The sequence below is a fragment of the Bradyrhizobium sp. GW821-FHT13H05 genome, assembly GCF_058804065.1.
The window spans coordinates 39,879-54,791 of sequence record NZ_JBXAPO010000003.1 but is presented as its reverse complement, the minus strand read 5'-3'; the positions used below and the strand labels follow the sequence as shown (position 1 = coordinate 54,791).

16 protein-coding genes are annotated in these 14,913 nt (G+C 62.7%); 5 read left to right on the top strand and 11 right to left on the bottom strand.

All coding sequences use genetic code 11. From position 1 onward, the window contains the following. Positions 1–82 precede the first annotated feature (82 nt). Positions 83–277: a hypothetical protein gene (locus tag AC1RR3_RS09085; RefSeq protein ID WP_492821556.1), complete on the bottom strand. Its 195-nt coding sequence runs from the start codon at positions 275–277 to the stop codon at positions 83–85. A gap of 168 nt (positions 278–445) precedes the next feature. Here AC1RR3_RS09085 and AC1RR3_RS09080 point away from each other — a divergent pair, with 168 nt between their 5' ends. Beyond that, entirely contained in the window at positions 446–1,660 is a 1,215-nt protein-coding gene (locus AC1RR3_RS09080) for a mandelate racemase/muconate lactonizing enzyme family protein (RefSeq protein ID WP_492821554.1), read from the top strand. Positions 1,661–1,664: 4 nt separating this feature from the next. On the opposite strand, the gene AC1RR3_RS09075 is transcribed toward AC1RR3_RS09080, so the two are convergent. The 4 genes from AC1RR3_RS09075 to rocF form a co-directional block, all read right to left on the bottom strand. Continuing rightward, positions 1,665–1,949, bottom strand: a complete 285-nt coding sequence (locus AC1RR3_RS09075; protein ID WP_492821552.1) for a hypothetical protein — start codon at positions 1,947–1,949, stop codon at positions 1,665–1,667. Between the two features lie 114 nt (positions 1,950–2,063). Continuing rightward, the gene (locus AC1RR3_RS09070) at positions 2,064–2,603 is read right to left on the bottom strand and encodes a c-type cytochrome (protein ID WP_492821550.1); all 540 of its coding nucleotides are present in this window, start codon (positions 2,601–2,603) and stop codon (positions 2,064–2,066) included. After that, entirely contained in the window at positions 2,590–3,858 is a 1,269-nt protein-coding gene (gene soxC / locus AC1RR3_RS09065; protein WP_492821548.1) for a sulfite dehydrogenase, read from the bottom strand. Before soxC ends, AC1RR3_RS09070 begins: the two co-directional genes overlap by 14 nt. Positions 3,859–4,025: 167 nt before the next feature. After that, positions 4,026–5,003 (bottom strand): arginase, encoded by a 978-nt coding sequence (gene rocF / locus AC1RR3_RS09060; RefSeq protein ID WP_492821546.1) that lies wholly within the window; start codon positions 5,001–5,003, stop codon positions 4,026–4,028. A gap of 277 nt (positions 5,004–5,280) precedes the next feature. Between rocF and AC1RR3_RS09055 the strand changes: the two genes are divergently transcribed. Beyond that, entirely contained in the window at positions 5,281–5,541 is a 261-nt protein-coding gene (locus AC1RR3_RS09055) for a hypothetical protein (protein WP_492821544.1), read from the top strand. A gap of 19 nt (positions 5,542–5,560) precedes the next feature. Here AC1RR3_RS09055 and AC1RR3_RS09050 read toward each other — a convergent pair whose 3' ends face one another. The 3 genes from AC1RR3_RS09050 to AC1RR3_RS09040 form a co-directional block, all read right to left on the bottom strand. After that, complete coding sequence (locus tag AC1RR3_RS09050) at positions 5,561–8,302, bottom strand: EAL domain-containing protein (RefSeq protein ID WP_492821542.1); 2,742 nt, start codon at positions 8,300–8,302, stop codon at positions 5,561–5,563. A gap of 63 nt (positions 8,303–8,365) precedes the next feature. Beyond that, the gene (locus tag AC1RR3_RS09045) at positions 8,366–9,592 is read right to left on the bottom strand and encodes a FecR family protein (protein WP_492821540.1); all 1,227 of its coding nucleotides are present in this window, start codon (positions 9,590–9,592) and stop codon (positions 8,366–8,368) included. 172 nt (positions 9,593–9,764) lie between these two features. Then, on the bottom strand, positions 9,765–10,007 hold the full coding sequence (locus AC1RR3_RS09040) for a hypothetical protein (RefSeq protein WP_492821538.1): 243 nt from the start codon (positions 10,005–10,007) through the stop codon (positions 9,765–9,767). Between the two features lie 9 nt (positions 10,008–10,016). On the opposite strand from AC1RR3_RS09040, the gene AC1RR3_RS09035 reads away from it, so the two are divergent. The 3 genes from AC1RR3_RS09035 (at position 10,017) to AC1RR3_RS09025 (ending at position 13,095) form a co-directional block, all read left to right on the top strand. Then, positions 10,017–11,519 (top strand): ShlB/FhaC/HecB family hemolysin secretion/activation protein, encoded by a 1,503-nt coding sequence (locus AC1RR3_RS09035; protein ID WP_492821536.1) that lies wholly within the window; start codon positions 10,017–10,019, stop codon positions 11,517–11,519. Positions 11,520–11,672: 153 nt separating this feature from the next. Further along, positions 11,673–12,503, top strand: coding sequence for an alpha/beta fold hydrolase (locus AC1RR3_RS09030; RefSeq protein ID WP_492821534.1), 831 nt, complete (start codon positions 11,673–11,675; stop codon positions 12,501–12,503). A 274-nt stretch (positions 12,504–12,777) separates the two neighbouring features. Further along, the gene (locus AC1RR3_RS09025; protein WP_492821532.1) at positions 12,778–13,095 is read left to right on the top strand and encodes a c-type cytochrome; all 318 of its coding nucleotides are present in this window, start codon (positions 12,778–12,780) and stop codon (positions 13,093–13,095) included. Between the two features lie 284 nt (positions 13,096–13,379). Here AC1RR3_RS09025 and AC1RR3_RS09020 read toward each other — a convergent pair whose 3' ends face one another. From AC1RR3_RS09020 to AC1RR3_RS09010, 3 genes are all read right to left on the bottom strand, one after another. Continuing rightward, the gene (locus AC1RR3_RS09020) at positions 13,380–13,721 is read right to left on the bottom strand and encodes a phasin (protein WP_492821530.1); all 342 of its coding nucleotides are present in this window, start codon (positions 13,719–13,721) and stop codon (positions 13,380–13,382) included. 138 nt (positions 13,722–13,859) lie between these two features. After that, on the bottom strand, positions 13,860–14,045 hold the full coding sequence (locus AC1RR3_RS09015; protein WP_007601490.1) for a hypothetical protein: 186 nt from the start codon (positions 14,043–14,045) through the stop codon (positions 13,860–13,862). A 391-nt stretch (positions 14,046–14,436) separates the two neighbouring features. Next, a complete protein-coding gene (locus AC1RR3_RS09010) occupies positions 14,437–14,898 on the bottom strand; it encodes a hypothetical protein (RefSeq protein ID WP_492821528.1) in 462 nt (153 codons plus the stop codon). Between the last annotated feature and the right edge of the window lie 15 nt (positions 14,899–14,913).

The following is a 14,913-nucleotide window of genomic DNA, read 5'->3' as shown; positions in this document are numbered from 1 at the left end:
ACTGGTCTACCGAAAGCATCGCTGTCTCCCCCAAGACAAACTACCAAGATAGTTTTAAGACAAAGCACCCTCGCCCGCCGCGCTACTCCGCCCCTTGCGCGACGTGCTGATCGGCCGTCAGAAACCGATCGGAAATGGCAGCCCCGCTCATCGTGAGCAGCGCCAGAATCGAAATCGTGGCCAGAAATTTCATGGCGAGAAGGTCGGCCCCGATTGTGGCCGAAAATGTCAGAGCCTGGTGCGATTTCGGGACGATCCCGGGAAAGATCATGGCCATCAACACCGGATTCTACGGATCTTCCCGCAAAAACGGGCATAAACGCACCGTTCACCGCACCGCGGCGGGCTTCACGCGGGTCCTTGGTTGGCCTTACAGTTACGATCAGCGCCGGGCTTGCGACCCCGCCACTAGAAAAACAAGGCCCGCCGGGCCATAGGGAGCGACATGACCAAATCGTCAAAAGCAACAAGCCTCGAAATCCTCGCCTGCGATGCCGGCTGGAGAAACTACCATTTCGTCAAGCTGACGACCGAAGACGGCATCGTCGGCTGGAGCGAGTTCGACGAGGGCTTTGGTTCGCCCGGCGTCGGCGCTGCGATCCAGCGCCTGTCCGCCCGCGTGATCGGGCAGAACGTCTTTCAGCACGAGCGCATTTACGCCGAGCTGTTCGCAGCCACCCGCCCCGCGGCCGGTGGCGTCGTGGCCCAGGCACTCGGCGCGATCGAGAATGCACTGCTCGATGCCAAGGCGAAGTGCTTCGGTGTGCCCTGTTACGAGCTACTCGGCGGCAAGATCCGCGACCGTGTCCGGGTCTACTGGTCGCATTGCGCGACGTGGCGGATCAATCATCCGTCCTGGTACAAGCCGCCGATCGAAAGCCTCGACGGCGTCAAGGCGATGGGCCGCGAAGTGCACGAGAAGAAGTTCACAGCCCTCAAGACCAACATCTTCTCCTATGACGACGGCAAGCCAACCGGCTGGCGCCCCGGCTTCGGCTCGCCCTTCGCGCCCGAGATCAATGTCGACCGCAAGATCCTGCGCGACCTGCGCATGCACCTGGAAGCGATCCGCGATGGCGCGGGCCCCGACGTCGATATCCTGCTTGACTGCAACTTCAACGCCAAAACCGAGGGCTATCTGAAGATCCTGCGCACCATCGCGGACCTCGACATGTTCTGGATCGAGATCGACAGCTTCAATCCGGAAGGGCTCGGCTATATCCGCAGGCAAAGTCCGCATCCGATCTCATCGTGCGAGACGCTGCTCGGCTTGCGTGAATTCCTGCCCTATTTCCATGAGCAGGCCATGGACGTCGCGATCATCGACACGCCCTGGAACGGCGTCTGGCAATCGATGAAGATCGCCGCCGCCGCGGAAGCGTTCGAGGTCAACGTCGCTCCGCACAATTTCTACGGCCATCTGTGCTCGATGATGAACGCACATTTCTGCGCCGCGGTGCCGAACCTGCGCATCATGGAGATCGACATCGATCGCCTCGCCTGGGACCGCGAACTCTTCACCCACGAGCCGGAAATTCAGGATGGCCACCTGGTCATCCCGGACCGGCCCGGCTGGGGCACCGAGCCGAACGAGGAAGCACTGCGTGCGCACCCGCCGAAGACCAGCGGCGGCCTCCTCAATTACGGTCGCAAAAGCTAGCGGATTACGGCGTCACGGGATTGACGGTCGGGGACATCTTCGGCCCCGGCCGTTCCGGCTCGACCGGCGATCTCGGTTCGGTCTGAAGCACCTTGGCGCCGATGGCGTGTGCAGCCTCTCCCGTGGTTGCATACATCGCGACGTGTGCCGGCTGCGTTTTGGCGCGGCTCCATGGTCCGTGGTCGACGATCAGCATGGCCGCAATCGTCAAGCCGGCCACAATCAGCGCAATCACACCAGGATGACGAAGCGCTGAGGACATGGAGTTTGCGAAGCGATCAGTTGTCATCGAAAGATCCGTATCGTTTCCTCTCACGGGTTAATTCAGATGCGTCCCGCGAGTTCCAGCGCTCGTCTAAGCAAGTTCCGAGCCATTGCATGGAACTCATTCATCACGATGCGTTCACTTTTTTACGTCGGGTCGCGCGTCGCCGACAAACTTGTCGCGGTTCGGCATTTTGACAGCCGCGAGCGATTTTGCATCAAGCGTTGCGTCCGCTCCCACCAGCCCGTTCAAATTGAGAATGTAGGCGGACACCGCATAGACGTCCTCGTCACTCAGCGACTGCGGCGCGTTCAGCGGCATGGCGCGGCGGATGTAATCGAACAGCGTCGATGCATAGGGCCAATAGCTGCCGACGGTGCGAATCGGCTTTGGCGTTCCGATCGTGCCCTGCCCGCCGGCAAGCCGGTCGCCCAAACCGCCCTCGCCCTTGTCGCCGTGACATGAGGCACATTGCTGGGCGAACACCTCGCGCCCGTGACTGACTGCACCGCTTCCCTTCGGCAGATTGCTGCCGTCGCGTCCGACATCGATATTCCAGCCCGCGATCTCTGCAGCCGTCGCCGGGCGCCCGATGCCATAAGGATTTTGTGCCTGCGCTCTGCTTGCGCCGACGAGCAGGATCGCAAAGGCAATGCCGCAAATCTCACGCCAGCGCATTGGTCACCTCGCCGTCTGCCGCGATGCGCCAAGGCCAGATCGCATTGTTGTGGTAGAAATAGTTTTCGCCGCGCACTGCGAGCAGTTCGGCCAGCATCGGCTGTACGTAGCCTGTCTCGTCGATCGCACGGCTCTGGATCACGGCGGGCTTGCCGTCCCATTGCCACGGCAAACGGAAGCGCGTCAGGGCCCGCGTCAGCACCGGCTCCTGCAGTCGCGCGTCCTGCCAGCTCTTTCCATCATCGACGGATATCTCGACCCGCACGATTTTGCCGTGCCCGCTCCAGGCGATGCCTGTGATCTCGTGGAAGCCGGGCGCGCTCAGACGCTGGCCACCCGAGGGACGCGTGATGATCGACTTCGCTTCCATATAGAAGGAGAACTCGCGCGCGGTGCCGTCAGGCAGCAGGTCGGTGTATTTCGAGGTCTCTTCGCGCGAATAAACCGGCTCCGCGGTCACATGCAGGCGGCGCAGCCATTTCACGCTCATATTGCCTTCGAAACCGGGCAGGAACAGCCGCAGCGGATAGCCCTGCTGCGGACGCAGCCGCTCGCCGTTCTGGCTGTAGACCAGCATGGCGTCCTCGAGGCACTTCTCGATCGGGATGCTTCGCGTCAGCGCAGCTGCGTCAGCACCTTCCGCGACCACCCACTTGGCCTCCGGTTTCAACCCAGCCTCCTGAAGCACCAGCTTCAAGCTGACGCCAGTCCATTCGGCACAGCTCACCAAACCCACGAGGTCCGATGCCGTCTTGCCATATGGCTTGCTGTAGCCGGGATTGCCCGAACATTCGAGAAAGTGGATGCGCGACTCCGACGGGAAACGCCTGAGATCGTCGACGGTGAAGATCAGAGGGCGTTCGACCAAACCGTGAAGCATCAGCCGGTGCTGCACCGGATCAATGGTCGGAACGCCGCCATGATGCCGCTCGTAGAACAGCCCGTTCGGCGTGATGATGCCGTCGAGATCCTGCAAGGGCGAACGGCTGGACGCGGAGATGTACTGCTTGAGGGTCTTCGAGATGTTCCTGACGACACCCTTCTCGAACGGCGACGGCGTGCCGTAGAGTTGGCCTCCCGTCGGCTCGCCCGGCGCCTTCATCCATTCCGGAACATTCGGCGGAAGGTTGTCGGTCTCCGCAGCAGCAGCGCCCGCGCCAAGAACGGCGCCTCCAATCGCAGCCGTGCCGGCTGTCAGGAAACGGCGCCGTGTGGCCGTCACGGGATCATTGTCGGAATGTATCGTGCTGCTCATTGCGGGCCCTCGGCTGACGCTGAGCCCGCATGAAACAGTCCGACAACGGCATTTGCAATTCGCAGCCGTTTCAAAAGCAGGCGATTTCGATCAGGGCTGATCTAAATCAGCCGGCTGCAAGAGCAGTTCCTTTCTTTGCAGCGCACAATCGCCGCCCACCCGCTTCATCACTCGCCCGGAGCAATCGCGTTACTCGGCGTCGGACGGTCGGTGATCTGCTGCCCAAACAGGCTACCGATCAGCTCGACCGCGGTGCGCGCTGTCCGGCCGCGCTCGTCGAGGAACGGATTGAGCTCGACGATGTCAACCGATCCCACCGCGCCGGAATCGTGCAGCAGCTCCATGATCAGGTGCGCCTCGCGGTAGGTTGCTCCTCCCGGCACCGTCGTACCCACCCCGGGGGCGACGCAGGGGTCGAGAAAATCGACGTCGAAGCTGACATGCAGCACGCCGTTGCAGGCCTTGACGCGCTCGATGACACGGCGGATCAGAACGGCAACACCAAACTCGTCGATCTGGCGCATGTCGACAACCCTGATCCGGCGTGCACGCATCAATTCCTTCTCAAGCTTGTCGATCGAGCGCGCGCCGAACAGATCGAGCCTGTCAGGATCGATCGGGGCACGCGGGTCATCGCCGAGCAGGCCATCGAGGCCCGGCTCGCCACACAAGAACGCCGCCGACATGCCGTGCATGTTCGCCGTGATCGTCGTCTCCGGCGTATTGTAGTCAGCATGCGCGTCCAGCCAGAGCACGAACAGCTCGCGCCCGCGCTCCTGCCAGTGGCGCGCCATCGCATTGACCGAGCCCATCGACAACGTGTGATCGCCGCCAAGGAAGATCGGGAGCGCACCGGTTTTCGCGATCTCATAGCCTCTGCGGCTCAGCACGCGCGTCCACCGCTGGATTTCGCGGTAATGGTTGGCCTTGTCGGGCGGCTTGTCGGCAAGGTCCCTGATCTCGGCCGCGGAGAGATCGCCGTAATCGACGACCTCAAGATCCAGGCTCTCGAGCAGTGTCGCAAGGCCCGCGGTGCGCAGCGCCGCGGGGCCCATCAGGGTGCCACGCTGCGAAGCGCCCATGTCGATGGGGGCGCCGAGCAAGGCGATACGCCGGGCTCGATCCGTCATGGTCCGATCGGTCACGGCCGTCTCCCGAGACAAGCAAGGTTGAGCCAGCCTAGCAGAGATTCGCCTCCGTCGTTTCCCGGGTATGCCGACTACGAAAGTTCACGGCCCAGGCGTCCATCTCGGAACTAATTCCCGCGCACCGCATTTTCACTGCGAGGCCGGCTCCCGCCGTTCAAAACGGCGCCTGTCGCGGATAGCCAAAGGTCTTCGGACCCGCTGTTCAAAACGAGCGCTCGCGCGGATAGCCAAAGGAGCCGGCCTCATTTACTCATCAGAAGCGGAGTTTACGAACTTGAGCACGGAGATTCCGCAGCCGCCTCCCGAGCCCGGCATGGCCGAACGAGTCGTTGATGTCGCGACCGACGTCTCCCACACGATCGGTGAGGTCGCGGGGGGCCTACGCGCCGCCGTCGATCACCTCACTTACGCGATCGATGAGGCGCGAAAGCCCGGCCGCCCGCTCTCGACCGTCGCAGCGATCACGCGCGAAGCGCCGCTTGCCAGCCTGTTGGTCGCTTTCCTGTTTGGTATAGCGGTCGCGCGTCGGCGTTAGCGAACAGAATTAAGGCGGGTCAGGCGGCGCTGACAGCTTCGAGCCCGGACGCGAGGAATTGCTTCTCGAATGCCGCGACAGGCATCGGACGGCCGAAGAAATAGCCCTGCCCTTCTTCGCACCCCATGCTGACGAGGAAATCGGCTGTCGCCCGGTTCTCGATACCTTCGGCCACGACCGTGAGCCCGAGCTGCTTGCTGAGGCCGATGGTCGAGCCGACGATAGCGGCGTCGTCGGAATCGGCGAGCAGATCGAGCACGAATGACCGGTCGATCTTGAGCCCATCGAGCGGAAACTTCTTCAGATAGCTCAGGCTCGCGTAGCCCGTGCCAAAATCGTCGAACAGGACGCGGACGCCGAGCTGCTGGATCCGCTTGAACATGTCGAGCACGCGGCCTTCGTCATGAAGCAGGATGTCTTCGGTAACCTCAAGCTCGAGCAGCGACGGCGTCAGCCCTGTCGCCTCGAGCAAAGCTGCAACCGCATGCGCGAGGTCGCCGGAGTGCAGCTGCGATGGGGAGAGGTTGATCGCGACGCGCACGCTGTTACCGGACGCTTCCCAGGCACGCGCCTGCCGACAGGCAGTTTCCATCACCCAGTTTGCGATCCGCTCGGACAGGGCCGAAGTATTGACCACCGGCATGAACTCTCCGGGCGAAACGTAGCCGCGCACGGGATGCCGCCAGCGGATGAGCGCTTCGGCCCCAACCAGGCTGCCGTCGACCAGGCGAACCTGGGGCTGGTAGAACAGTTCGAACTCGCCGCGATCCGCGGCGAGGGCCAGTTCACTCTCCAGCGTCAGCCGGTTCTCGAGATCCTGCCTGATTGCACTCTCGAAGATCACATGGCCACCGCGCCGCGTCGCCTTCGCGCGGCTCAATGCGAGATGGCCGTTGCTCAAGAGATCATCGGCGTTGTGTCCACCCTCGGGATAGACGGCGACCCCGATGCTGATCCTGACGCGATGCTGTCGTGCGCCCGTTGAAAGCGGCGCTTCGAACGCGCGCGCGATCCGCTCGGCGAACTCCGCAATCGGCTCGCCGGCCTCCGCGCAGTCGAGCGCGATGGCAAATTCGTCCCCGCTGAGCCGGGCAACAACCGCCTTACCATTCGCTTCGGTGCAGAGACGCTCGGCGACGGCTCGCAACACGAGATCGCCAGCCGTATGTCCAAGCATGTCGTTGATCTGCTGGAAGCCGTCGAGCCCCAGCACGAGTAGTGCGACATTGGAAGATCGCCGTTCCGCCTCTGCGATCAGACTGGTAAGGCCAGCATGCAGCATGTTGCGGTTGGCAAGGCCAGTCAGTGCATCGTGTTCGGCGAGATATCTGACGCGTTCGGCCTCGCGCTTGCGGACCGAGATGTCGCGCAAGATCGCGCCGTACTGGAAGCCGTCCGTTCCCTGCCAGCCCGAGAAGCTCGCTTCGACGGGGAACGTTTCACCGTTCTTGCGCCGGCCCTCGAACTCGACGACGACCGCGCCACCGGGGACCAGGAGCGCCTGGCGCGCGGCACCACTCATGGACGGCGCCGCTTCGCCGTCAGCTCGCACGGCGCACAGTGTTTCGAACGGACGGCCGATGATCTCGGTCGGCATATAGCCGAAGATCGCGCTCGCGCCGGGATTCCAAACCGTGATCCGGTGATCCTCGTCAGTGCAAACGAGACCGTCGCCAAGCGACATCGCGATGCGATGAAAACGGCTCTCTGCGATGCGCCCCAGAAGACTTCGGAAATCGATCTCATCCAGCGCGATCGCCGTCAGATAGGCGATGATCGCAATATGCAACAGCGATGTGTCGATGACGAAAGGCCATCTTGCCTGCACAAGGACCGCGGTCAGCTCGACGGCCACTCCGGCTGCGACGAGGACCGCGACGCGCAATCCCGGCGCAAAGCGGCGCCACGAATACACCATCAACAGGCAGATCGCGCCGAGGCCCAGGATCATGCCGGCATCGGACGTCCAGCGCAGCATCCGGTTCTGAAGGATCGATTCCGTCGCCAGCGCCTGAAGGACGGGTCCCGAGAGGATGCCACCATTGGGAACGCTGAACCGGTCACCCAATTCGAGCGCCGTGGCACCGATAATGATCTTCTTGTCTCTCAGCTTGTCGAGTGTCGCGGTATCGCCGTGCAGCACGTCGGCATAGGAGACGCGCGGGATGGACGCCGCCCGGATACTGAAGTCGATCAGGAAGGGGGCCCGCCGATTGGCATCCTGCCCGGCCAGCACGACGGCCATCGACGGCATCAAGGCGTCGCCAAGCTTGTCGCCGAACGGGTAACGGCGAACCAGCCCGTCGGACTCGACCGCGACATTGACGACGGCCGGCCACGACTGGTTGCCAAACGGCTTCAGAGGGCGATTGATGTGAGCCGCGCCACCATTCGGCGTCGGCTGCTTGAAGGACGGCAGGATCGTCGAACCGCCGACCTCGCGAAGCGCTGTGACAAAAGCCTCGTCAGAGGCCGGATCCGACGGCGTGCTGAAATCGACGTCGAAGGCAATGTCCTGCGCTCCCGCCGCCTCAAGCCGGTGCAGGAGCTCCGCGTGAAGCCGGCGTGGCCAGGGCCACACCCCGATCTGGTCGATTGAGGGCGCGTCGATCGCAACCACGACGACATTGCCGCTCGCCGCGCGCGATTGCCAGGTGAACCGCAGATCGGTGAGCGCGTTGCGAAGCGCGCCGTGCCAGCCCGTGGACAGCACGACCGCCAGTGCGATCACGACAAGAATATGCGGCCGATAGCGTTTCACTTTGTTCCCCTGCACCGGCGGCGAACGCCGCTACGTGCTCCCCCTCATGGCAACGGCACGGTCCTAGTGATGCTTGTACCAACCGTAGTGATGGCCGTTGTTGCCGTTATTGCCGTTTCCGCTGTTGCCATTGTTGCCATTGTTGCCATTGTTGCCGGTGCCACTGCTTCCGTTACCGGTCGCGCCCGTCCCGCTGCTTCCGCTCCCCGAGCTTCCGCTGGACACATCGCCGCTCGACCCGGCCGTGGTCGCAACAGTCGTCGTTGCGCTCGACGACGTCGATGCGGCGCTGGCGGTGGATGCACTGCTGCTTGCGATGACGGCTGTCACGGTGGAGCTGTTGGAAGCTGTGGTGGCGGTGCTCGTCGAGCTTTCGCTCCAGACCGTGGCTGTGCTGGTGCTGGCGGTCGCATTGCGCACGCGGCCCGGCGCGACCGCGCCGTGGGCGAGACCATTCGTGACCTTGTGGAAATTCAGCTTCACTTCTCCGAGCGAGCTCGATATCCGCACGACGCCGGGCTTGGGCACCTGACCTCCGGCCGCCTGATGCGATTGCATCGGTGCACCCGCTGTCTTGGTCCCCTTGTCGATCGGACCGAGCGCGTGGATCGCATGGCCGTTTGCCGCGTTACGCGGCGCAGCCAGGCCCGACTTCGGCACGGGGATGCGCTCGATCGTGGAGGCGCGCGGCTTGCCGTGCTCGATCGGATTGAAAGTGCCGGCGCCGCTCAGGCTGAGGCCGGGCTTGCCGCGCTCAAAAACGGTGGCCGCTTGTCCAGGCATGACCTGCGCGATCTGTCCGGTCTTGAAGTCGGACACTTCGACCTGGCCGCGGAGCACGCCGACCTTGGTGCTGCCCGCACCAACGGTGACGCTGAACTGCGTTCCCTTGACCACGGCAGCGAGATAGGGCGTCTCGACCTCGAAATGCTTGACGTTGCGCTTCTCGACCTCGAGCAGGATCGAACCCGCCTGCTGGATGATGGTGGTCGAGAGCCCCTCCTTCTTCTCCGCCGGCAAGCCGACCACCGAGTTTGGAGAGATCAGAATCGTTTCCTCGCCGCGGACCAGCAGCACGCGTCCGTTGCGTCCGGTGCGAATGGTGTCGCCGGCCTTCAGCGTCCCTTCCTGACTGAGCGACACAGGCTGCACGCCGTCCGCCGCAACCCAGACCTCGCCCGAGGACTTGCTAACCGACCAGACGCCATCATCCGCAGCGGACGCGCCGGAAGCCGTTCCCAGGATCAGCGCGGCCACGAAGGCGCACCGCATTCCAACTCTGCCCAGCATGACGATCCTCAGTCAGCGTTACAACCAGTCCTGAGGCGTATCCGAAATCACTCAAGATAGAATTAGCGGGAAGCGGCAAGTCGGGCGGCTCCGTTAACCAATCATTGACCATAAAAACCTATGAAAAATCATGCGGCTAACGAACTCTTACCGGCTCATCGGCACTTCTCCGTTAAACTACGGAGAACGGCTCGTTGTGCGCATTGAGAAGCGGCATCTCCTTACCACACTGGTATTGATCGCGCCGATCTTCACAGGAATTCCGCAAGCCCTCGCGCAGCAGGCGAACCAGCCGGGCTTCGATCCGCGGCAGCCCGAGAAATATTTTGAAAACCAAACCGAGCGTGAAACGCTGAATCGGCCCCCGGTCAAACTCCCGGCGGTCAGCCAGCCCAACACCGGCGGCGATAGCCAACCTCAATTCGTGCTGCGCGGCATCAACGTCCGCGGCGCCCATGCCATCTCTGGCGATCGCATCGCTGCGGTCTATCAACCCTATCTCGGCAAGAAAGTCTCGCAAGCCGACCTCGCCGCAATCGCCGGCGCGATCAGCGATCTCTACCGCGCCGGCGGCTTCCATCTCAGCCGGGCGATCGTGCCGCCGCAAGACATCGCCGACGGGCAGGTCCGAATCCAGGTGATCGAAGGCGCCATCGTGCAGGCCGAGCTGAAAGGCGACGGCGCCGAGCAATTCGGCATCAGACCGATGCTCGGGCCGGTTCTGGCCGAGCAGCCGTCGCGCCTGGCGACGCTCGAACGCCAGCTCTTCCTCATCAACGGCAGGCCGGGTGTCCGGATCACCGACACCGCGCTGGAGGAGATCGGTGGTGCGACCGGCCGCTTCCGCCTTGTTGTCTATTTGAAGACCTGGCACGTCTTCACATCGTTCGGCCTGGACAATCTCGGTTCGTCCTCGGTCGGACCGTGGCAGACCTATGCGACCGGGGCGTTCAATTCCTACCTCACACCCGGCGACACGCTGGCGGCCAACCTCTCGACCATCGCCAACGATCCGCGCGAACTCGGCTTTGCCAGGCTGTCCTATGACGCGCCCGTCGGCGTCGACGGCGTGCGGCTCGGTGCGTCCGTCCTGTACAGCGCGGTGCGGCCGGGCGACGCGCGCCGCCTCGACAGCGACATCACCACGACCGAGGCCTTCGAGGTGCGGGCGAGCACTGTGCCCTTCATGTCGCAATCATCGGGGCTCACGCTCACCATGGCCGGGACGTTCAGCAACGTATCCGAGCACGACCTTTACGGCCCCTGGTACAACGACCACATCAGAACCGCGAGCCTGACCGCCGACTACCGGCTCCAGGATCGCTTTGGCGGCACCAATTTCGCGACGCTGACCTACCGCCAGGGCCTCGACATCTTCGGCGCTTCGCATTTCGACGACGATCTGCTGTCGCGCGATGGCGCCGCCTCGAACTTCTCGGTGCTGAATATCTGGTTCACGCGCTACCAGTCGCTCAACGACGCCTGGTCGCTCAAGCTGTCTGCAGCGAGCCAGACCGCATCGCGGCCGCTGTTCACCTCGCAGCAATTCTATCTCGGCGGCGCGGCCTTCGGCCGGGGTTATGGCGCGGCCGAGATCAGCGGCGATAACGGCCTTGCTGGCTCGCTCGAGGTACGTTTCGACCAGAAGCTCAATTTCCGCTACTGGACCGGCTATCAGCTCTACGCCTTCGGCGACGCCGGCGCAGTCTGGAACGACGGCTACCGCCTGAGCGACGGCCTGTCATTGACGTCGGCCGGGGTCGGCGTGCGGTTTTTCCTGCCGGACGATCTCCAGGCCGATCTCGGCGTAGCGGTCCCCTTGAGCTACCGGGCGCCGGACAACGAGCGCCGCAGCCCGCGCTTCCTATTCACATTGTCGAGCGCGTTCCGGCTCTGCCCTGAACGCGGCAGGGGCGGCTGTCTCTAGCGGCGAGGCCCGCGCGCTACGCACCCCGGCATGCGGCCCTTTTGCGGCCTTGCTCACAGACTTGCCTAAATTTAATCCCGTAACCTGCTCACGATCGCTCGATCCGGGGGCTTTGAATGACCATTTTCAGTCGAAAGTGATTTGGACGGGACCATGAAGAGGGTGTTTGCAATTCTGGCGTTTCTTTGCGTCCTCGGCGTCGGCGAATATTTCGTCGTCAGCCGGTTCGCGATCCGCCATGAGACCTTGACCCTGTTCGACGCCTCGCGCCAGCGGCCTATCTCGGTCGAGATCGCGGTGCGGCGCGATTACGAGACCAAGGCCAATCTCGGTCTCTGGAAGCTGCCGCTTGCCATCATCAGCAACGGCAATACCGTCAAGGCCACCGAGTACTCCTTCCTCGCCAACGCGCTCGCGGCGCGCGGTTATCTCGTGGCCAGCATCCAGCAGGACCTGCCGAGCGATCCGCCGCTGATGACCCATGTCGGCCAGCAATATGTCGGCCGGCGTGAAGTCTATATCCGCTGCGAGGCCAACATCCTCTTCACGCTGGGCGAACTGAAGCGGCGGCAGGAGAACGTCGACTACGATCACGTTACGCTCGTTGGGCATTCCAACGGCGGCGACGTCTCCATGTATGTTGCCCATCAGCACCCGGAGCTGGTGTCGAAGGTGATCACGCTCGACAATCTGCGGGTGCCGTTTGTCCTCAGCGACAACATGAAGATCCTGTCGTTCCGCTCGAAGGATCCGCATTTCCAGACCGACCCGGGCGTACTGCCGACGCCGGAAGAGGCCAGGGCGCGCGGCATCGACATCGTCCATACCGGCGCACAACACACTGAGATGAGCGATCGCGGTCCCGACTCCGTCAAGGAGAAGATCCAGGAGACGCTCGACCGCTTCCTGCGCGACAGCGCCAGCAGCGCGCTCGCGCCTGCCGATACGAAGAGCCCGATGATCATGAACCCCGCCGACTATTAGTCCCGGGGAGCTTTGCGGCAGATCAAGGTTGCTCCGGGCCGGCCACGATAGAAAGGCCATGTAGCGTCGGAGAGACACGTGTCGCACTATACCGAAAGTCTTGATACGAAAGGCCTCGGCCTGCCCGCGACGAGAACGCCGGCATTTGCGCGGCATCTCTATCGCGCGGCCCGCAGGCTGCTGCGGTCGATCATCGCCCGTATCGATCTTTCGCAATTTCCGGGATCATGCTGCGGATGAACACGGCCGCAAGCGAACGCATGAAGGTTGCACCATGCACGAGCATTTGAGACGAATTTGCCTGCTGCTCGCTGCGACCTCGAGCTTCGGCTCGTCGTCCGCTCTCGCCGCAGATGCCGGGCATGGTGCCGACCTCGCCAAGCGCTGGTGTGCAAGCTGCCATGTCGTGGCCAATGGCCAGGCCACGGCCAGCGCTGATGTCCCCTCCTTTACATCCGTTGCGCGTCGGCCGGACTTCAATTCGGAGAAGCTCGCGTTCTTCCTGCTCGACCCGCATCCGAAGATGCCGAACTTTCCCTTGAGCCGGACCGAAGCCGGCGACATCTCCGCCTATATCGGATCGCTGCGCTAGCGCATGATCCAGAAAAGTGCGCAGCGATTTTCCCTCGCGACAAACGCGGAACGCGTTTGCGCGGAGACCATGCTCAAACAATAAGCCAAAGCGCGCTGGCCAATCGCGACACCCGCTACAAACTGCAAATCCCTGCCGGAGGACCGACAGGGATCAGCAGAAAGGATGATGGACGGCGAATGAGGACCATTCGGTGGCCCATCATGGACCTGCGTTCACATCGAAGATCGGATCGCCATGCCGCGCAAGATCAATTTGTGGGCACGCTGTATACACGCCGGAAATCAGGACTTCCCCTTCCCGGGTTGCATGAAACTGCCGGTCATCTGACGCATGTGATCCCCGGCACTGGTGAACTGACTGCGCAGGAAGTCGGACTGAATTCGCATCGCTTCCTGAAGGTCAGTGGCATGCACGAGCTTGCGTGCATGTTCGAACGCCGACTTCATGTTCTGCTCGGTGAAAACGAGCGCTTGCTTCGACACCTCCGTGCCCGCTCCCGGAACGGACGATATCGATTTGGTGGCGGCCTCGAAAAACATGCCGAATGCCTTTTCCGCCTGGTCGATCGTCTTCTCGGCCAGGTCGCGCAGTTCGGCCGGAACTTCGAGCTTTGGTTCGATCATGGTCGCACTCCTCCCTTTTTCTTAGTTGAATACCACACTTGCCGGACCGCGTTCCAGCGGCGACCCCCGGGGGAACGTCCCCGGCTGTCCGGCTTGGGCGGAAAAACGAAGGAAAAGGCCTAAGGCGCTCGGCCCGGCTCAGGACAGGGGGTGTTCGGGAAGGGCTTCTTCGGTGGCGAGGTCTTCCACCAGCTTGATGACCTCAAAACGCTGTCGAGGCGCCAGCTTCAAAAAAGCGCGGAGCAGGCGCAGACTCTCGACAGTGCCGCTCGCAGGCGCGCCCAGCTTGAGGTGCAGTTCAGCCGCGAAATTGAGGTTCTTCATCTCGCACCTATGACAAGCATCGGCGTTCCTGATCCGACATCGAGGTCCCGCACGAGAGCCCAATGCCACGACCGGACACCACGGCCAGTACGAACTCTAGGCCGGGAGGGCCCCGGCGGATTAGCACGCTGAACGACACAACCAAACAGATCGGCCCAAGCTAGCAGGTTGCAATTATGCCAAGGAACAACCCTTCCGGCAAGCCCAACCACCGGCTTAGCGATGCTTCATCTGCATCGCAGCACGGCAATTCCGGATAACAGGAATATGAACCGCCGTCACCCGCCTGCGTCAAGAAGCAGCATCAATCACGCACATGAGCCCGATCGACGTCAACAGGCGCGGGCGTTTCGCCTTGTTTCCGATATGAATGGACATTGGTGGAGCCGGCCTAGCGCTTCTTCAGCGTATACACGTAATTGTTGAGTCCAATTTCAGCGGTTGTATCGTCGACGAAGTGAACGTCGATCTCGCAGCCGGTCTCTAGAGTCTTGATCGGGGTGCCGGCGAAGCCGAGCGAGGCGGCAAGCGCCTTGGGATCGGCCTTCTTGTCAGCACGCCGCATCTCGTCGAATGCGCCCTGGAAGATCATGTCGGGGCCATAATCCGTCACCTTGTACTGCGGCTTGGCGCAGGCAATGGGCCGCGGTCCCGATATCTCTTTCGCCTTCAGGACGACTGCCTTGCCCATCAGCCGCGCGCGCTCGGTATCGTCGGGCTTGCGTTGGGGATCGGCCCATGGCGCGATTACGGCGGCCGTGAATGTCCAGCTGCCGATGAAGGGCTCGGCGGCCGCGGCGATGCCTGCTGCACCAACAGACACGAGGAGGCAAACAGCGCCGGCGAATTTCATCTGACATATCCCCTT